Source organism: Collinsella sp. AM10-26, assembly GCF_003472525.1.
Classification (GTDB): Bacteria; Actinomycetota; Coriobacteriia; order Coriobacteriales; family Coriobacteriaceae; genus Collinsella.
This window is the reverse complement of sequence record NZ_QRMC01000004.1, coordinates 237,021-256,773: the sequence shown is the minus strand read 5'-3', so window position 1 is coordinate 256,773 and position 19,753 is coordinate 237,021. Positions and strand designations below refer to the sequence as shown.

The window sequence follows — 19,753 nt, the reverse complement described above, 5'->3', positions numbered from 1 at the left end:
CCCTGCCGGGGCGCGAGGCGTAGGGACTACCCACACGAACTCACGAAGGCTCCAAAATAACCACCGCACAGAGGGCTTGCAATTTCACCAATAACAACGCCCGATGCAACCGCAATGCAAGCGGCAACAATCTGCCAGAAAAACTTATTGAGAGCAGTAAGTTGAATTGCGTCGTCGACAACGCCAACGGTAAACATTGCCGCTATAGCCACAGCCACTCCCAAAGGATTTACCCCATTGGAAGACAAAACTTGAATTGCAGACGGCAGACCAAGAGAAGGAGCGGCCAAGACCCAAACAAGGAAGGAAACTGCCATGCCAAGCATTACGGCAATGCCGCCCATTCGCGGAGTAGGCTTGGTATTTACACGACGTCGGCTCGGATAATCAACCGAGCCGACCCTCCATGCAATCTTTGACGCAAGTGGAACCGTAAACAACGTCACCAACAGAGCAGTGATAAACAGCAACAGTGCAGCAGTTTTGATTTCGACCATTAAGTACATTCTCCCTTAGCCTACGTCCCCGCCCCCGGGGATCCTCCCTGTTCCGTTAAACAGTCGCCAGCAGCTAGGCGATCGCCTTTTTAAGGTTTCGCATTACGCGCTGCTCGGCCGAAAGCACGGCGAGGCCAACGCGCGTAGTCACACGTCGGCCGCACAGGTCAAGCTCCAAATAAGCAGTGCTCTTGCGTCTGTTAATGGTTTTGATAAGGCCTTCGTGACCCAGCAGCGGACCTGCCGTCACAACGACCTGGTCGCCGTCTTTTAAGGCCTCGCTCATGGGCACAACGCGGTCTCCCGCATGAGTAAAGCTTCCAATAAGCTGGACCTCTTCTTTTGCCAGCGGCACAAACTGACCGTCCTGGGATAGCACCCGGGCAAAGTCGTCCATGCGCAGCAGAAACTGTTGCACGGTGCGGGGATCTGCCGTATCGCAGATAAGGTAACCGGGAAAGAGCGGCTTGGTCGTTTTGACCCATTCGCCGTGTACTTTGATCTCGGTTTGAAATTGGGGATAAAAGAGCTCCTGAATGGTGCCAGCCGGCACCATGCGCTCAATGCGCTCGCGCATTACATCTTCGCGACCATTAATGACCTGGATCACATACTACACGAGCACCACCCCCCTTGCTGTCTTACGTGTGGCTCACGGGGTTTGGGTATGGCTTCGCCAGGGCGCTTGTGCGCGAAGGCGCTCCATATTCAAACCCTGAGCCCAGTTAGACAAGCACGTGGCTCTGCCCCACCGTGAACGGTATGTAAAAGCGCAGTTGCTAGAGTCGCGGACGTGTATCGCAAAAAGACCGCGACTCCAGCTGGCTGCGTGCGGCCCAGTCAAGCGGGTACAAAACTGAGCCGCACGCAAACAGCTGAAGACTGCTGTAGTGTGCCATAACAACTTATTGCACTGCGTTATGCGAACTTATATATAGCCACAAAAAGCAAGTGCAAAATCGCACATGGCAATCGATATTGGAGCTCCTGGTGTTTCTAGCACCGCCGTTACGGCCGGATGCTGATCGACCCTGCGCTTTGTGGCTTGCTGAAGCCGTGAGCACAGTTGAACTCATGTAACGTTAGGTATCCTAGCACAAGCTGATAGCGAAACTGATTTGGGTTGCGTTGGACAACATATCGTTCATTTGGCGTGCTTAAAGGGGGTTGTTTTGGAATGTTGTTCACGTTGGCGCAGGTTATTGGGGTGCTAGCGGTGATTGGAGACATTCCTGAAGCCCGAATTGAACAGAGAGGCGTACTAGTAATCGCTTTTGTCTAACAAACTATGTACAGACATGGGAAATAATTGTGCAACTTTTTGTTGGCGGAGGTGGGGTTTTGGCGCGAGACGTTTTGGCATGAAAAAAGGCCTTCGGAATACCGAAGGCCTTTGCAATCACGATGGTGGAGACGAGGGGGATCGAACCCCTGACCTCTTGACTGCCAGTCAAGCGCTCTCCCAGCTGAGCTACGCCCCCGTGACGAGGAGATACTATAGGGGAAGCTGGCGCGACGTGCAAGTACTTTTTTGAGTTGATTGTCTTACTTACGGGTTTTCCTGGGACGGGGGTAAATTAGCTATTTTAGCGTTGGAGAAAATAGCTAATTTACCCCCGTCCCAGGAAAACCCTCACGCAAGCAAATAACCGATTGCGACGCCTTGGTGGACTTGGATCGTGGCTGTTGACCTGACGACGTTGCTAATGCCCGTGTCGGCCAACAAGCCCAGCGGGGCGTGATCTAGTTCCCACTCTAGTCCGTGTTCGCTTGCCTCGGTGTTGGGGGCGATTGCGATGATGGAGAACGTCTTGCCTTCGGCACCTTCGATGGTCCACGATTCGCCTGCGCGAAGGATGCGAGCTACCACCTTGTCCTCGGCAATCCAGACAGGGGCATCCTCGTAGCCTGCGAGCAGGCCCAGTACGGAAAGCGCCATGTCCGGGCGGCCGCCCGTAGCGCAAGTCGCAACCACTTCGGCACCCGGCCAGCGGCGACGGACGGAATCGAGCGCCAACGCCAGATCGGTATAGTCCTTGTACGTGTCGTGGCGCTCAACTTCAAAGTCGGTGGCGGCATCGACCAACGCGCGGCCCGCATCACTCACCGTGTCGGCATCCCCTACATACACGTCGCAGCCCAGACTGGCGCCCAGCAGCGCGTCGAGCCCGCGGTCCACGGCGACAACGCGATCGCACTCCCCCGCTAGCCTACGCAACAGATCCGCGCTCGCCACCACGGGCGAGCCGCAGACCACTAATACCTTACAAACCACAGCCCTCGCCTATCCCTCAAACGCCAGCACGTGATCCAGATCCAGGTCCTTATAGCTGTCGATAAAGAAATCGCAGTTGGCGCGTACGTCGTCGCGCTTCATGCGGCCGTGCGGGTCATAAATACCCACACGCTTAAAGCCCGCGGCGCCAGAGCTCTTAAGGCCAAAAACGGCATCCTCAAACACCCATGCGCGCTCAAACTTGTGCCTATGGCGCTCCTCCAGGCGGCGCAGCGCGAGCTCATACACATCGGGGAACTGCTTGGAGCGTCCTGCCTCACCGGTGGTGGTCACAAACTCCATGTAGGCATCGAGCCCGGCTCCCGCAAGTGCAGACTTAACCAACTCGGCCGGCGTGGACGTGGCGACGCACATGGCAATGCCGGCCGTCTTCGCCTGCTCCAAAAATGCAAGCAGGCCGTCGCGCGGCGGCACCTTGGAGTACCCATCAATCAGAATATTGCTCAGCTCGCGATACAGTTCCTCGCCATTCGCACCAATGCCCCACGTGTCGTGGTAGGCCTGGCACTCGTCCTCGAGCGACAAATGCTCAAACTGGGCAAAATCGTCGACCGTCACATCAACTCCGTGGCGATGCAATAACTCGGGCTGGGCATAGGCCCAAACGGGGGTGCTATTAACCAGTGTGCCGTCGCAATCGAAAATAAAAGCGACATTGTGAGCGGCGGTCTGGGACATAAACATACCTTTCAATGTCAAATGGTAAACAACCTGCTAAAAACGTTTTACCAAACGTCAAACTAACAATCTTGAAACCCTAATTGGTAAAACTGTCAAGAGTTTTACCACTGCAATTCTGTCAGTGGTCCAAACATGGCGCTCGCCGATTAAACACCGCCGCAAATCCACTTTTCTCCATAAAAGTAACGAACAGGTGTTATCGTATTTCGTGCCGAAAGTTCCACCGAGCACGCGAGGTGGAATGAATCATAGAACTATCGCCGTCCCTTCGATTCGTGCAGCCTTGGACCTTTCGCATCTAGTCACCAAGGCAATACGCTGCCGCGTCATGATGGGATCAAACGTGAGCGATACAAAGCTAAAGCCAACGGCCAAAAAGCCCGCTACCCGTAAAGCCGCCCCGCACGCGCCGGAGCTCTCCAAGGACGATGTCTACCTGTTTGGCATCGGTACATGGGAGCGCAGCTGGGAAAAGATGGGCGCGCACCCCGACACGCAGAACCGTACGCGCGGCTGGCGCTTTTGCGTTTGGGCGCCCGATGTAAAGAGTGTCCATGTCATTGGCGAATTTAACGACTGGGATGAGGAAGCCAACCCGCTGGTGCCCGTGCATACGAGCGCTATCTGGGAAGGCTTTATTCCCGGCGCAGAGCAAGGCCAGCTCTATAAATACCTTATCGAGACCAACGAGGGCGAGAAGCTCTACAAGGCCGATCCGTACGCTTTTAAGGCCGAGTGCCCTCCGGGAACGGCAAGCGTGCTGTGGGCCCTCGACGGCTATAAGTGGAACGACGCAGCATGGCTCAAGCGCCGCGCCGGCCACAACCACATGTCGCAGCCGCTGAACATCTACGAGGTGCATATTGGCTCGTGGAAGCGCCACGGCGACGCGCCGCAGGGCGAGCCCGATGAGTACGGCAACTACCCCGGTCCCATGGATCCCTTCCCCGCGCAGCGCGGTGAGTTCTACACCTACGACGACCTGTCGGTGGAGCTCGTGGATTACGTGCGCGACATGGGATACACGCATATCGAGGTCATGCCGCTTATGGAGCATCCCTTCGATGGCTCCTGGGGCTACCAGACAACCGGTTACTACGCCGCCACGTCGCGCTACGGCAACCCGCAGCAGCTCATGCACTTTATTGATGCGTGCCACGAGGCGGGCATTGGCGTGATCATGGACTGGGTGCCCGGCGGTTTTTGCGCCGACTCCCACGGCCTGGCCACCTTTAACGGCCACATGCTGTTTGAGCACGAGATTCACCCCAACTGGGGCACGCACAAGTTCGATTTCGCCCGCGGCGAGGTCCGCTCCTTCCTGGTCTCTAACGTGCTGTATTGGGTCGAGAACTTCCACGTGGATGGCATTCGCATGGACGGCGTGTCCAGCATGCTGTACCTCAACTTTGGCATTGACGATCCCGGCCAAAAGAAGTTCAACAAATACGGTACCGAGGAGGACCTGGACGCCAGCGCGTTTATCCGCCAGGTCAACTGCGCCGTGGAGACCCACTTCCCCGACGTGATGATGATGGCCGAGGAGTCCACCGCGTGGCCGCTCGTAACCTATCCGCCGCAGGACGGCGGCCTGGGCTTCCATTACAAGTGGGACATGGGCTGGATGAACGACACCCTGCACTACATGCAGACCGATTTTCCGTGGCGCCCCGGCAACCACGGCCTGCTCACGTTCTCCATCATGTATGCCTTTACCGAGAACTTCATTTGCCCGCTGAGCCACGACGAGGTCGTGCACGGCAAGTGCTCGCTTATCGGCCGCATGCCGGGCGACTGGTGGCGCCAGTTTGCCGGCCTGCGCACGCTTGCCTTCTACCAGATGACGCACCCCGGTGCCAAGCTCAACTTTATGGGCAACGAGATCGGCCAGTTTATCGAGTGGCGCTACTACGAGTCCATCCAGTGGTTCCTGACCGAGGAGTATGAGACCCACCGTCATCATCAGGCGTTTATCAAGGCGCTCAACCACCTGTACACCGCCGAGCCCGCTCTGTACGAGCGCGGCTACACCGACGACGGCTTTACCTGGATCGACGCGGACAACTCCAAGCAGTCCATCGTGAGCTTTGTGCGTCAGGGCGAGAACATCGACGACGATCTGGTGATCCTGATCAACTTTGACCCGGCGAGCTACGAGAGTTTCCGTGTGGGCGTGCCGCGCGAGGGTGACTGGGAGGTCATCTTCGATTCCGACCGTCCCGAGTTTGGCGGCAGCGGCTATGCCGGCGAGGAGCCCTACACTTGCTCGAGCGAGCCCTATCCCTGGAACGGGCAGATGGACTCCATCGAGATTAAGGTGCCCGGCCTGGCAGGCGTGGTGCTTAAGCGCCGCGGTCCCAGCAGCTATAAGCCGCCGGTGGTTGAGGAGCCCAAGGCCGCGGCTGCTAAGAAGGCTCTGGCTAAGGCAAAGGCTGCTAAGCCCGCTGCCAAGGCTTCGACCAAGTCCGCCACGGCCAAGAAGGCAACTGCCAAAAAGGCTGCTCCCAAGGCCAAGACAGGCGCCGTTAAGGCATCTGGCAAGGACGCGTAACAAAGCCGTTACCGCTGTAATTACCCGCCCCGCCGGGGCGTAGGATGTAAGTCATAACCGTTCCGGGAGATATCCCCGGGGGAAAGGAACGTATGAATAAGATCTTCGACAACAAGCAGGAGTTTACCGAGCTCTATCGCGATGCCGTCATGAGCATCAGCGGCAAGAGCGTCGAGGCCGCCAGCGACCTCGACCGCTTTAACGCCCTGGCCAAGCTCGTGGCCGAGAAGGCGCGCACCGTTGCCACCAAGAGTGACGCCCGTGCGACCGCCGAGGGCAAGAAGCGCGTGTACTACTTCTCGATCGAGTTTTTGATCGGCCGCCTGCTCGACAACTACCTGCTCAACTTTGGCGTGCGCGACATGGTCGCCGAGGCGCTCGACGACATGGGCTTCGACCTGTCCGTCATCGAGAACCAGGAGCCCGATCCGGCTCTGGGCAACGGTGGCCTGGGCCGTCTGGCCGCATGCTTCCTGGATTCCATGGCAGCCGAGGGCATTGCCGGTTACGGCAACGGCATGCGCTACCGCTACGGTCTGTTTAAGCAGGAGATTGTTAACGGTAGCCAGGTCGAGACCACTGACGAGTGGCTCACCCACGGCTATCCCTGGGAGGTCCGTCGTCAGGACAAGGCCGTGACCATCAAGTTTGGTGGCCGCGTTGAGGGCTTTGAGGAGGACGGCCGCACGTTCTACCGCACGGTAGATACGCAGGACATCCTGGCCGTTCCTTACGATATCCCCGTGGTGGGCTATGCCGGCGAGACCGTCAACAAGCTGCGCGTCTGGGCAGCCGAGCCGGTCGAAGAGCACTTTGACCTGGAGGCCTTTAACCGCGGCGACTACGCCCTGGCCGATGCTGAGCGCGCCGAGGCCGAGGCCATCAGCGCCATCCTCTACCCCAACGACGCCGGCGAGCACGGCCGTCTGCTGCGCCTGAAGCAGGAGTACCTGTTTGTCTCGGCCGGCATCTACAGCCTGCTCGACACCTTTGAGAAGGAGCACGGCGCGAACTGGGAGCTGTTGCCGCAGTTTGTTGCCATCCATACCAACGACACGCACCCCGCTATGTGCGGCCCCGAGCTCATGCGCATCCTCATCGACGAGAAGAAGCTCGAGTGGGACGACGCTTGGAACATCGTGACGCAGGTCGTGAGTTACACCAACCACACCATCCTGCCCGAGGCTCTGGAGAAGTGGCCCATCGGCACGTTCTCCAAGCTCCTCCCCCGCGTGTACCAGATCATCGACGAGATCAGCCGTCGTTGGCACGAGTCGTTCGACACCACGCAGGAGGGCTGGCAGGAGCGCCTGCGCCAGACCGCCATTCTGTGGGATGGCGAGATTCGCATGGCCAACCTGTCCGTGATCTGCAGCCACAGCGTCAACGGCGTGGCCAAGATCCACTCCGACATCATCAAGAACATCGTGCTCAAGGACTTCTATGCCCTGACGCCCGAGAAGTTCAACAACAAGACCAACGGCATCTCGCACCGTCGCTTCTTTGCCGAGGCCAACCCCACCTATGCCAAGCTCGTGACCGATGCCATTGGCGATGGCTGGCTCAAGGACGCCTTTGAGCTGGAGAAACTCAAGGAGTTTAAGGACGACACCGAATTTCTGAAGGCCGTGGGTGCCTCCAAGCGCGCCAATAAGGAGCGTCTGGCCGCCTACGTTAAGGCCGAGACCGGTCTGGTCATTGACCCCAACACCGTCTTCGACGTTCAGGTAAAGCGCTTCCATGCCTACAAGCGCCAGCTCATGAACATCATGAAGGTAATGGACATCTACAACCGTCGCATCGCCAATCCCAACTTCCACGTGACGCCGACGACCTTCATCTTTAGCGGCAAGGCAGCCTCGAGCTACACCTTTGCCAAGGAGACCATCCGCCTCATTAACTCCGTGGCCGACGTCATCAACAATGATGCACGCGTCAACGAGGTCATGAAGGTCTGCTTTATCCCCAACTTCCGTGTGAGCAACGCCCAGCTCATCTACCCCGCCGCCGAGATCTCGGAGCAGATCTCCACGGCCGGCAAGGAGGCCTCGGGCACGTCCAACATGAAGCTCATGATGAACGGCGCCATTACGCTGGGCACCCTCGACGGCGCCAACATCGAGATCGCCGACCTTGCCGGCCGCGAGAACGAGGCCATCTTTGGCCTGACCGCCCCCGAGGTCGAGCAGCTGTGGGCATCGAACAGCTACTTTGCTTGGGATACGCTCAACAACGATCGCGAGCGTCTGGGCCGCGTGATGGACGAGCTCAAGGACAACACCTTTGCGGGTCTTTCGGGCAACTTCGAGAGCATCTACAACGAGCTCATGAACAACAACGATCCCGACCTGGTCATGGCCGACTTCCGCAGCTACGTGGATGCGTGGGAAAAGCTCACCGGCAGCTACGGTGACCAGGAGACCTGGAACCGCAAGGCCCTGCTCAACACCGCCTCGAGCGGCTGGTTCTCGAGCGACCGTACCATTCGCGAGTACCGCGACGAGATCTGGCACGCGTAAAGGCGCGCGAGCCCCCTTTGCCGCACGGCATTACTCGACGGGCGCGACCGAGCGCCGCGCCCGTCGCTAATGGGTTTAGGAACATCGATGACAGAAGGAGAGATCGATGAGTAAGAAAGAATGCATCGCGATGCTCCTCGCGGGAGGACAGGGCAGCCGATTGGGGGCACTTACCCAGAAGATCGCCAAGCCGGCGGTTAGCTTTGGTGGTAAGTTTCGCATTATCGACTTCTCTCTGTCCAACTGCTCCAACTCGGGCATCGACACGGTGGGCGTTCTGACGCAGTATCGCCCCTACCTGCTGCATGCCTATGTGGGCTCTGGCGAGGCGTGGGATCTGGACAGCCGCGACGGTGGCGTGTCGATCCTGCCGCCGTACGAGACGCAGACCGGCGGCGCCTGGTATGCGGGCACGGCCGACGCCATTACGCAGAACCTCGACTACATCAAGACCAACGACCCCAAGTACGTCCTGATTCTTTCGGGCGATCACCTGTATCGCATGGACTACCGCAAGATGCTCAAGACGCACATTGAGAACAACGCCGACCTCACGGTGAGCGTTATGCCCGTGCCGTGGGAGGAGGCCAGCCGCTTTGGCATCCTGACCACCGACCCCGAGGACGGCCGCATCACCAAGTTTACCGAGAAGCCCGAGAAGCCCGATTCGAACCTCGCGTCCATGGGCATCTACATCTTCTCGGCCGACGTGCTGATCGAGGCGCTCGAGGAGGACGCTCTGGATCAGCGCTCGAGCCACGACTTTGGCAAGGACATCATCCCCAAGCTGCTCGGCGAGAACAAGCGCCTGTACAGCTACGAGTTCCACGGTTTTTGGAAGGACGTCGGCACCATCGCCAGCTTCCACGAGACCTCGATGGACCTGCTGGGCAACAACCCCGAGTTCGATCTGTTTGATAAGAACTTCCCCATCATGTCCAACATCACCACGCGTCCGCCGCACTACATTGGCCCGGACGGCCGCCTGGACGACTGCCTGGTCTCCAACGGCTGCAAGATCTACGGCACCGCTCGCCACTCGATCCTTTCGACCGATGTCATCATCGAGGAGCGCGCTGTGGTCGAGGACTCCGTGTTGCTGCCGGGTGCGCACGTTAAGAGCGGCGCGCACATCTGCCGCGCTATTTTGGGCGAGAACTCCACGGTTGAAGAGGGCGTGAAGCTCGGCTCTGTCGATACCACCAAGGATACGGCCGTCGTTGGAAATGACGTCGTTATCGGGAAGGGGGAATGATCCGATGATCAATCGCAAGGCCATCGGCTATATCACCGCTAACTACTCTTCGACCTACGGCAGCGTGCTGCTCAAGGACCGCCCCATCGCGTCCGTTCCGTTTTTGGGCCGCTACCGCCTGATCGACTTTCCGCTGTCCAATATGATGAATGCCGGCATTAAGACCGTCGGCGTCGTCATGCCGGGCAACTACCGCTCGCTGATCGACCACGTGGGTTCGGGCAAGGACTGGGGCTTGGACCGCAAGAAAGGCGGCCTGTTCATGGTGCCCGGCAACGCGTATGGCACCACCAAGGGCGGCATGCGCTTCCTGCTGCGCGACATCATCTCCAACAAGACGCTGTTCCAGCGCTCGGACAAGCCCTATGTTGTGATGATGGGCACCAACATCATCTTTAACATGGACCTCAACACCATCATCGAGGCGCACGAGAACTCCGGTGCCCAGATGACCGTTGTGTACTGCAAGGCCACGCGCAACGTTGATGACGAGACCAAGCTCGAGATTAACGAAAACGGCCGCCTGACGGGCGTGAGCGCCGGCGTCGTGTACGGCGACAACGCGTCTATGGACTGCTGCATCGTCAACCGCGAGACGCTGCTCGAGATTATCGACCACTACCAGGCCGCCGACTATCTGGACCTGCTCGAGGCACTCCAGGGCGACTTTGGCAACATCGACGTGTGCAGCTACGAGTACAAGGGCGAGGTCGTGGGCGTGTTTAGCGAGAAGTCGCTGTATCGCCGCAGCATGGACCTGCTCGACCAGACCGTGGCCGATCAGCTCTTCGATCCCGAGCGCCCGATCCTGACCAAGGCTCACGACGTGCCGCCTTCGCGTTATGCGACCGGCAGTCACGTCTGCAACTCGATCATCTCGGCCGGCTGCATCATCAAGGGCACCGTGCGCAATTCGATCCTGTCGCGCGGCGTCGTGGTCGAGGAAGGTGCGTCGGTCACCAACTCGATCATCAACCAGAGCTGCATCATCAAGAGCGGCGCCCGCGTCGAGAATGCCATTCTGGACAAGAACAACGTGGTTCCCACCAACACCGAGCTTCGCGGCACACCCGAGAACATCCTGGTGCTGGGCAAGGCTCCGTTAACTTCCGACACCACCATCGTACGTTAACGTTGGTACCGCAACATCGCTCGTAACATGTAGAATAGCCGCCCGGTTAGCGCCAGGCGGCTATTCTCGAATTGCAACATAGGAGACAAAATGGCACAAACCAGCAAAAAGATGCAGATCGTGTTTGCCTCGGCCGAGTGCGCACCGTTTGTTAAGACCGGTGGCCTGGGTGACGTGGCGGGCTCGCTGCCCGCGGCGCTTGTGCGCGCCGGCGCCGAAGTTATCGTGATGGTGCCCAAGTACGCCACCATCAAGGACGAATACAAGGCGCAGATGGAGCACTTCTCCGACTTTTACGTGAGCCTGGGCTGGCGCAACGAGTACTGCGGTCTCGAGAAGCTCGAGCACGACGGCGTCACCTATATGTTCATCGACAACGAACGCTACTTTGCGCGCGACTATCCGTACGGCTTCTTTGACGACGGCGAGCGTTTTGCGTTCTTCTCCAAGGCCATCACCGAGAGTCTGCAGCACCTGCCGGCCGGCTTTGAGTGCGACATCCTGCACTGCAACGACTGGCAGACGGCACTGGCGCCCGTGTTTTTGCGCGAGTTCTACCAGGGCTTGCCGCTGTACGACCGCGTCAAGACCGTGTTCTCGATCCACAACGTGGCGTTCCAGGGCCAGTTTAGCGACACCGTGATGGAGGACATCCTGGGTGTGGCGCATATTCCCGCCGCCGCCTCGCAGCTGCGTTGCGACGCCTGCAGCGTCAACTACATGCTGGGCGCGCTGCGCTATGCCGACGCCATCACCACGGTGAGCCCCACCTATGCGGCCGAGATCCAGACGCCCGAGTTTGGCGAGGGCCTGGACGGTGTGCTGCGCGAGCGCTCCTACGCGCTGCAGGGCATCCTGAATGGCATTGATGTGGCGGGCTTTGACCCGGCGACTGACAAGCGCATTGCCGCCAACTACACCGTGGAGGACCGCACCGGCAAGGCCGTGTGCAAGGCCAAGCTGCAGGAAGAGCTGGGGCTCGAGGTGCGCGACGACCGCCCGCTCATGGTGATGGTCACGCGCCTGACGCGCCAAAAGGGCATGGACCTGGTCATGTACGCGCTCGACCGCATTCTGGCCGGCGGCGTTCAGGTGGCCGTGCTGGGCACTGGTGACCGCGACTACGAGGACGGCCTGCGCTATTTCCAGGACAAGTACCGCGGCACCATGGCCGCGCGTATCGAGTTTGACCCGGCGCTGTCGCAGCGCATGTACGCCGCCGCCGACATGTTCCTGATGCCTTCGAAGTTTGAACCCTGCGGTCTGTCGCAGATCATCGCCATGCGCTACGGCACCCTGCCTATCGTGCGCGAGACCGGTGGCCTGAAGGACACCGTGCGGCCGTACAACGAGTTTACCGGCGAGGGCACGGGCTTCTCGTTTAGAAACTTTAACGGAGATGAGATGGGCGACGCGGTGTTCCGCGCGGCGCGCCTGTTCTGGGATAACCGCGACGCTTGGAACCAGCTGGTCACGCAGGCCATGAGCCAGGACTTTAGCTGGACGCGCTCGGCCGACAAGTATCTGGACCTGTACTTCTTTATGCATCCGGAGATTGAGAGGCCGGCGGCTGTTGTGGAGGCTGCGGCTGAGCCCGAGGTTGTGGCCGAGCCCGAGCCCAAGGCCGAGGTCAAGCCGGTTGAAGCTGAGCCCGCAAAGGCCGAGCCTGAGGTGAAGGCTGAGGTTGCTTCTGAGGCAGAGGCCGAGGTCAAGCCCGCTGCAAAGCCCGCAGCTAAGAAGACCACGACCCGTAAGACGACCGCCAAGAAGGCTACGACGACCAAGGCTGCTGCGTCTAAAACGACGGCTGCCAAGGGAACGACCACGCGCAAGCGCACGACCGCCGCTGCCAAGAAGGCCGCCGAGGCCGAGGCTGCTCCCGAGGTAAAGGCCGAGACTCCCGCCGTTGAGGCCAAACCGGCCGCCAAGGCTCCGGCTAAGACCGCTGCCAAGAAGACGATCACGACCGCCAAGAAGGCAACAGCTGCCAAGACCACCACGCGCAAGCGCAGCACGACGACGACCAAAAAGACCACGACTAAGGCCGCAGCTACCAAGGCAGAGGCTAAGCCCGCCGCCGTCAAAGAGGAGCCCAAGCCCGAGGTAAAGCCCGAGCCGGCACCGAAGGCCGCCGAGGTCAAGGCTAAGACCAAGGCTGCCCCGAAGGCAGAGGCTAAGCCCGAGCCTGCCAAGGAGACCCCGGTCTCCCCCGCCGCTCCGGCAGAGGAAAAGGCCCCGTCCAAGAAGACGTCCGTCCGCAAGGCCACGGCTGCCCGAAAGCGCCGCTAGCCCACAGGCGATCCAAAACCTCATCAAACCCTAAGCAAGGGGCGCTCCAACCGGGCGCCCCTTCTCTGTAGAAAGTGGTAAAACGATTTTCTAGGACAACCGTTCGCCGATGATAAACGGATGTTGTTTATACACCCTGTGTACAACAGATATACTTACATCCTGTGCGTAAAGCCCATGGCCCGCAGGCCGTGATTCTATTGAACTGGACCGTACTATGAGATTGATACACAACAGCCGTCTGCCGCAGTTTCGCACTCCGTTTGGCGCTGTGACCACTGGAACTTCCGTTTCGCTGTCGGTAATTTTGGAGGATGCCGACCCCAACCAGGCAACGCTTACCCTGCGTACCTGGGTCGACGAGATCGGGGAAACTCTGTATCCCATGACGCACGAGGGCGACGGCATCTTTACCGCCGAGCTAGAGTGCACCGAGCCCTGTCTTATCTGGTACAGCTTTATATGCAATATCGAGGGCCAGCCCGAGGTCCGCTTGGGCGCACCGCAGGGACGCACCGGCGGCGAGGGCGTAACCTACGACTACGCCGAAGTGCCGTCGTTCCAGATCACCGTCTACAAGCACCGCGAAGTTCGACCCGAGTGGTACGAGCGCGGTATGGTCTACCAGATCTTCCCCGATCGCTATGCCCGCGACGAGCACTGGCGCGAGCGCACGCTGGCCGAGGTCGAAAAGCCGCGTTGCGGCATTCAGCGCCGCATGGTCGAGGACTGGAACGAGCCGCCCGTATACGAGCGCTCCGAGGACGGCTCCATCAAGACCTGGGACTTTTACGGCGGATCGCTCAAGGGCATACAAGAAGACCTGCCTCGCATCGCCGAGCTGGGATTTACTGCCATCTACCTCAACCCCATTTTTGAAGCCGCGAGTAACCACCGCTACGACACCGCCGATTACACCAAGATCGATCCAATTCTGGGCACCGAGCAGGACTTTACTGAGCTGTGCGAGGCGGCCGAGAAGCTGGGCATTTCCATCATTCTCGACGGTGTGTTCAACCACACGGGCGACGATTCAATCTACTTCAACCGCTACGGCAACTACCCCGGCGTGGGCGCGTGGCAGAGCGAGGATTCGCCGTGGCGCGATGCGTTTTATTTCCATGAGGACGGCTCGTACGACTGCTGGTGGGGCGTGGGCAATATGCCCGCCATCAATGAGAGCTCCGAACTGGTACGCGAGCGGCTCCTGGGCAAGGACGGCGTGATCCGTAAATGGCTACGTGCCGGCGCCCATGGCTGGCGTCTCGACGTGGCCGACGAGCTTTCCGATGACTTCCTGGCCGAGATCAAAAAGGCCGTGCTCGCCGAGAAGCCCGACGCGCTGTTGCTCGGCGAAGTCTGGGAAGACGCCTCCAACAAGATTAGCTACGGACATCTGCGCCGCTACCTGCAGGGCTCCGAGCTGGACTCTGCCATGGATTATCCCTTCCGCGACATGGTCATCGGCTTTTTGATGGGCTACAAGAATGCCTTCCAGGCAGCCGAGGATATCGAGACCCTGCGCGAGAATTATCCGCGCGAAGCCCTGTCCTGCGCGCTCAACCTGCTGTCGAGCCACGACCGCCCACGCATCATCTCGGTGCTCGGCGGTGGCCCCGACGAGTCGCAGCTACCCGAGTGCGAGCGCAGCAAGTGGCGCCTGGACGAAAACTCGATGGACCTGGCCAAGAGCCGTTTTTGGCTTGCAACGCTCATGCAGATGACGTTCCCCGGCGTGCCTTCAATTTACTATGGCGACGAGTACGGCCTTGAGGGCCTGACCGATCCGGGCAATCGCCGCACGCTGCCTTCGAAGGAAGACCTGCACGACTTCGATACACTCGCCATCCTTAAAAACGCCTCGGCCGTGCGCCGCGCCCTGCCGTTTATGGTTGACGGCGAGATCAAGGCCTTCGCGCTCAACGACGAGGTGCTAGCCTACACGCGCACCGGTAAAGACGGTGAGGCCGCAACGGTTATCATCAACCGCAGCCTGCGCAATTCGCACCGTGTGACAATTCCGGCGCTCGGCGAATGCGCAAGCGACGTGATCAGCGGCCACGAGTGCGAAATCCACAACGGTACCGTCACACTCGATCTGTATCCGCTGGGGTCGTCGATCATCTATCACCACGCCGAGCAACGTCTACAAGAGCCGCTTGATCACGGCGCGGGTGTCGTGTGCCATATCACCTCGGTGCCCACAGACGATGGCAAGCCCGGTACGATCGGCGCTCCCACGCGTCGCTTTATCGACCATCTGGCCGCCATGGGCATGCGCTACTGGCAGGTCCTGCCCGTCAACCCGACGGATTTCTTCCGATCCCCTTACGCCGGTCCCTCGGCCTTTGCGGGCAATATCGATCTGCTGCCCGAAAGCCACGAGGAGCTGGCCGCCGACTTTGTTACCTGGAAGGCTCGCGGCGGTGAGGATGCCGACCCGCTGTACACGGCGTTTAAACATCGCAACGCCGACTGGCTCGAGAAGTACTGCGTTTACATGGCCGTTAAGAAGTACTTTGAGGGCGAGTCGCGCCACGATTGGCCGGCAGATGTCGCGCGCTACAACGAGCATCTGATCGACGACAAGCGTTTCCACGACGAGGCCGAGCTGCAGGCGTACATGCAGTACCGGTTTGACCTGGCCTGGTGCGAGCTTATGAACTATGCGCACAAGAAGGGTATCGAGGTCATTGGCGACATTCCCATGTATGTCTCGGACGATTCAGCCGATGCGTGGAGCGAGCCCGAGAACTTCTGGCTGTCCGATACCGGCAAGGCGATTGAGATTTCCGGTGCGCCGCCCGACAACTTTGCGCCCGAGGGCCAGGTGTGGGGCAACCCGACGTTCCGATGGGACCACATGAAGCAGAACGGCTATAGCTGGTGGATGGATCGCCTGCGTCGCGCGTTCTCGCTCTACGACCGCGTGCGTCTGGATCACTTCCTGGGATTCCACAGCTACTTTAGCATTCCTGCGGGCAAGGACTGCGCCGACGGTCGCTGGCTGGCGGGACCGGGCAAAGACCTGTTCCAGACCGCCTACGATGAGCTGGGTCCGCTCAACTTTATCGCTGAGGACTTGGGCTATCTGACGCCTGGCGTTCGCGCCATGGCTTTGACCTGCGGCTTCCCCGGCATGGACGTGCTGGAGTTTAGCGACTACGACGTCCGTTGCGGCGTGCACCCCACGCCAGGAAAGATCCTGTACACCTCGACGCACGATACGTCGACGTTGGCCGGGTGGTGCACGCGTTCCTTTGCGGACGGCGATGGACCGAGCGGTGTCGAGGTGGCGGCCAAGCTGATGAGCGACGCGCTGGCAAGCGACGCTCCCCTCGTGATGATGCCGCTGCAGGATGTTCTGGGGCTAGGCGACGTCGCGCGCATGAACGTTCCGGGCGTGGCCACAGGCAACTGGACCTGGCAGGCTGACGAGGCCGACGTTGCGGCCGCCGAGGGCAAAACTGCGCAGCTCCTGCGCGACACCCATAGATTCTGGGGCGAGGCGTGATAAAACGCCCGATATAGGGTACAGTACAGACGTTTGAATTTTTGCGGGCAGAGTAATCTGCCCGCTTTGTGCTGAAAAGGAAGTATTATGGCGCGCTACGATTACAAGTGCTCGAGCTGCGGCAACGTGTTTGAGGTTGAGCATCCCATGTCCGAGACTCCCGAGGTCGTTTGCCCGAGCTGCGGCGCTCCGGCGGCCAAGACGTTCTCGGCCAACGGCATTAAATTTGAGGGCAGCGGTTTCTACAACACCGACCAGCGAAGCGGCGGCTCAAGCACCAGCGCCACCAGCGGCTGCTGCGCCAATTGCCCGCACAACCACTAACAGCCGAGCAACCAACCACACGCCAACATAAACACAAACGAGGGCGGCCTGCGACTACACCAGTCGCAGGCCGCTCTTTTTCGTAATGCCAACGCCTTTGCGCCAATACGGTCTGGGTAGCTAAAATAGCCCCGTCCCAAATTAGCTACTTTGACGGACCAGGCGGGCGCAGAAGTGGCCGTCGTAGGAGTCGGCGTTTACCGGCACGCTTTGGAAGAGGCCTCGGTCGTTTTGGCGTACAGAAACGAGCTTCTTGGCCTGCTCGAAATCGGGCAGTTGCAGAATCTGTGCCCCGGAAAGTGGTGCCATGGTAAAGCCGGCACCCTTGGGAGAAGCAAGGAACGCGTCCACGACCTGCGTGTTCTCCTCGTCGAAGACCGAGCACGTCGCATAGATGAGTTCACCGCCGGCAGCCACGCGCACGGCTGCTTCCTTGAGCATTGCCAGCTGCAGCTTGGGCAACTCGGTCGTAACGTCATTCTCAGTTAGGCGCCATGGGATCTCGGGATGACGGCGCATGGTGCCGGTGCCCGAGCACGGTGCATCGATAAAGACCGTGTCGAACTTTACCGGCTCGCCAAGCATGGCATCAAACGATGTGAGCACCTCATCAAGCTCGCAAGCATCGCCCGAAACCGTACGAACGCCCTGAATACCGGCCTTATGCAGGCGAGCGAGATTCAGATCGCACTTGCGATCATGCAGATCGAGCGCCGTATGCTGACGCTCATAGCCCGCACGCTTGGCCTGGCACATCATCACATAGGTCTTGGTGCCACGGCCGGCGCCAATCTCAAGGCAACGCCCAGGACGGGTCGCCGCGGTCGCGATAAGCTGGGCATTGAGATCCGAGGCCACGGCCGCAGCGCGCTCAAACACGCCCGACGCAACCGTGACCTGCGCATCGACCGGAGCATGGCAGCCCGGGAAGACAGGCGCAACGAGCTGCGAGATATACGGATCGGGCTTAGTCGCAAACGCATTCTCGTGCAGGGCCAGCGGCGCGGGGGCCAGATTGCCGGCAAAGTTAAGCGCACCCTCTGGCGTGTCAAACGACGCCATAATGCGAGCGCACAGCCAACGCGGCAGACCCATCAGGCGCGACAGACGGACCAAGCGACGCTCAGACTCATCCACATCGGACGCAGTAGCAAAGTCCTCAACATTGTCCGCAACCTTGTGCAGCACGGCATTGGCCAAGCCAGCGGCGGACTTAGCACCGCAGCGAACCAGCTCAACACCCTGACTTACGGCAACGCGGCCAGGCGTATGCAGATAGAGCATCTCGAAGGCCGAGATACGAAGCGCCATGCGAACACGCGGTGCAACCTTTTTGGGTTTATCGAGAAACTGGTCGAGCAGCTCATCCAAAATGCCCTGCGTGGCGGCAACGCCCAGCGCCAAGCGGGCAGCAAAAGCGGAATCGCGCTGGTCAATAGCCTTGGCCGATGCGCGAGAGGACAGCACGTCACGCGCATACATGCCACGGCGGTCAGCTTCCATTAGCACATCGAGTGAAAGCTTGCGCGCAGGAGACAGCTTGCTCACGACAAAACACCCCAGATAAGATCAACACCCTGCAGGCCAGCAGCCCAAGCAGAAGCGGCCATAGCACGCTTGCCATCGGGCTTAACTTCGAGCAACTCAACCGTGCCATCGGAAAGACCAAGGTAAACACGCTTGTTCTTAACGTCAACGGCGCCCTCTCCAAGCGACATATCAGCCGGCGCAGCATCGAGCACGCGCACGGTCTTACCGGCAATCACGCAACGAGCAGGCGCGGTATCGGACGAAGCCAGCACATGGCGCACGCAATCAAGCGCCGCCATGTGCGGATCCAGACGCATTTCCTGCTTAGAAATCTTGGCAGCATGAGTGACGAGCGCCTCATCCTGCACAGTCCAAACAGCCGAACCATCGGCAAGCGAGGGAAGCGTATCGGCAAGCAACTTGCCGCCAAGCTCACCAAGCTCCATGGTCAAAGCCTCGGCATGCTTACCGGCGACTGGCGTAGAGGCCTGGGCGCAATAAGCGCCGGTATCCACGCCATGCCCAATGCACATGATAGAAACGCCAGCAATCTCATCACCAGCGAGAATCGCACGCTGAATAGGAGCAGCCCCACGCCAACGAGGCAGCAGGGACGCATGAACATTCACAATACCGAGCGGCGCCATATGCAGCACCTCATCGGGCAAAATGCAGCCATAGGCAGCCACACAGAAAATGTCAGCCTGGGCAGCCCGGAGCGCCTCAACAACCTCAGGCGTCATACGATTAGCTTCAACAACAGGCAGCCCCAGCTCAAGCGAGCGAGCCTTAACAGGAGACGGCTCAAGCTTCTTACCACGCCCACGAACAGCATCAGGACGAGTAACAACAAGTGCAATCTCATTCCCAGCCTCAACAAGCGAAGTCAGCGAAGGCACAGCAAAATCAGGCGTACCCATAAACACAATACGCATAAAAGTTAGTCTCCTCTCAATAACGAGCCGAGACGGCTACAAAAAAGCGTTTCAGGTCGCAAGCGCACCCAGCCGCAAGAACAGTTCAACAAAGACAAATATACCCAAAAACAAAGAAAGAGCCGCATAAAAGCAGCCCTCCCAACAAAGCACCTATCAGCGAAGACGCCCTTCCCTGGCCCGACGGCACCCGGGCGAGTCAAGCAGCGTCAACGTAGTCCCCGGGGCGC

Annotated in this window: 13 protein-coding genes and 1 tRNA gene; 7 read left to right on the top strand and 7 right to left on the bottom strand. The window is 59.5% G+C overall.

Translation table 11 applies throughout. The annotated features are described in order from the left end of the window. Positions 1-26: 26 nt before the first annotated feature. The 5 genes from DW123_RS05305 to DW123_RS05285 all read right to left on the bottom strand — a co-directional run bounded on the left by DW123_RS05305 (position 27) and on the right by DW123_RS05285 (position 3,471). Positions 27-497, bottom strand: a complete 471-nt coding sequence (locus DW123_RS05305; protein ID WP_158570736.1) for a hypothetical protein — start codon at positions 495-497, stop codon at positions 27-29. Positions 498-570: 73 nt separating this feature from the next. Beyond that, entirely contained in the window at positions 571-1,107 is a 537-nt protein-coding gene (locus DW123_RS05300; RefSeq protein WP_255413505.1) for a transcription termination/antitermination NusG family protein, read from the bottom strand. Positions 1,108-1,902: 795 nt separating this feature from the next. Next, positions 1,903-1,978, bottom strand: a tRNA-Ala gene (locus DW123_RS05295). A gap of 152 nt (positions 1,979-2,130) precedes the next feature. Further along, positions 2,131-2,772: a thiamine diphosphokinase gene (locus DW123_RS05290; protein WP_118273458.1), complete on the bottom strand. Its 642-nt coding sequence runs from the start codon at positions 2,770-2,772 to the stop codon at positions 2,131-2,133. Positions 2,773-2,781: 9 nt separating this feature from the next. Then, positions 2,782-3,471: an HAD family phosphatase gene (locus DW123_RS05285; RefSeq protein ID WP_118273457.1), complete on the bottom strand. Its 690-nt coding sequence runs from the start codon at positions 3,469-3,471 to the stop codon at positions 2,782-2,784. A gap of 331 nt (positions 3,472-3,802) precedes the next feature. Here DW123_RS05285 and glgB point away from each other — a divergent pair, with 331 nt between their 5' ends. The 7 genes from glgB to DW123_RS05250 all read left to right on the top strand — a co-directional run bounded on the left by glgB (position 3,803) and on the right by DW123_RS05250 (position 17,058). After that, a complete protein-coding gene (glgB, locus tag DW123_RS05280) occupies positions 3,803-6,025 on the top strand; it encodes a 1,4-alpha-glucan branching protein GlgB (protein ID WP_118273456.1) in 2,223 nt (740 codons plus the stop codon). A gap of 92 nt (positions 6,026-6,117) precedes the next feature. Beyond that, complete coding sequence (locus DW123_RS05275) at positions 6,118-8,544, top strand: glycogen/starch/alpha-glucan phosphorylase (protein ID WP_118273455.1); 2,427 nt, start codon at positions 6,118-6,120, stop codon at positions 8,542-8,544. A 106-nt stretch (positions 8,545-8,650) separates the two neighbouring features. Beyond that, positions 8,651-9,799, top strand: a complete 1,149-nt coding sequence (locus DW123_RS05270) for a glucose-1-phosphate adenylyltransferase (RefSeq protein WP_117762940.1) — start codon at positions 8,651-8,653, stop codon at positions 9,797-9,799. 4 nt (positions 9,800-9,803) lie between these two features. Then, positions 9,804-10,931 carry a glucose-1-phosphate adenylyltransferase subunit GlgD gene (gene glgD / locus DW123_RS05265; protein ID WP_118273454.1) on the top strand — a complete coding sequence of 376 codons (1,128 nt, stop codon included), beginning with the start codon at positions 9,804-9,806 and terminating at the stop codon, positions 10,929-10,931. Between the two features lie 90 nt (positions 10,932-11,021). After that, positions 11,022-13,220 (top strand): glycogen synthase GlgA, encoded by a 2,199-nt coding sequence (gene glgA / locus DW123_RS05260; RefSeq protein ID WP_199570189.1) that lies wholly within the window; start codon positions 11,022-11,024, stop codon positions 13,218-13,220. 217 nt (positions 13,221-13,437) lie between these two features. Beyond that, positions 13,438-16,734 (top strand): 4-alpha-glucanotransferase, encoded by a 3,297-nt coding sequence (locus DW123_RS05255; RefSeq protein WP_118273453.1) that lies wholly within the window; start codon positions 13,438-13,440, stop codon positions 16,732-16,734. An 87-nt stretch (positions 16,735-16,821) separates the two neighbouring features. Continuing rightward, the gene (locus DW123_RS05250) at positions 16,822-17,058 is read left to right on the top strand and encodes an FmdB family zinc ribbon protein (protein ID WP_117735090.1); all 237 of its coding nucleotides are present in this window, start codon (positions 16,822-16,824) and stop codon (positions 17,056-17,058) included. Between the two features lie 141 nt (positions 17,059-17,199). On the opposite strand, the gene DW123_RS05245 is transcribed toward DW123_RS05250, so the two are convergent. After that, positions 17,200-18,606 carry an RsmB/NOP family class I SAM-dependent RNA methyltransferase gene (locus tag DW123_RS05245; protein ID WP_233540132.1) on the bottom strand — a complete coding sequence of 469 codons (1,407 nt, stop codon included), beginning with the start codon at positions 18,604-18,606 and terminating at the stop codon, positions 17,200-17,202. Beyond that, positions 18,603-19,523 carry a methionyl-tRNA formyltransferase gene (fmt, locus tag DW123_RS05240; RefSeq protein ID WP_118273452.1) on the bottom strand — a complete coding sequence of 307 codons (921 nt, stop codon included), beginning with the start codon at positions 19,521-19,523 and terminating at the stop codon, positions 18,603-18,605. The genes DW123_RS05245 and fmt overlap by 4 nt, the downstream gene beginning before the upstream one ends. Positions 19,524-19,753: the final 230 nt, after the last annotated feature.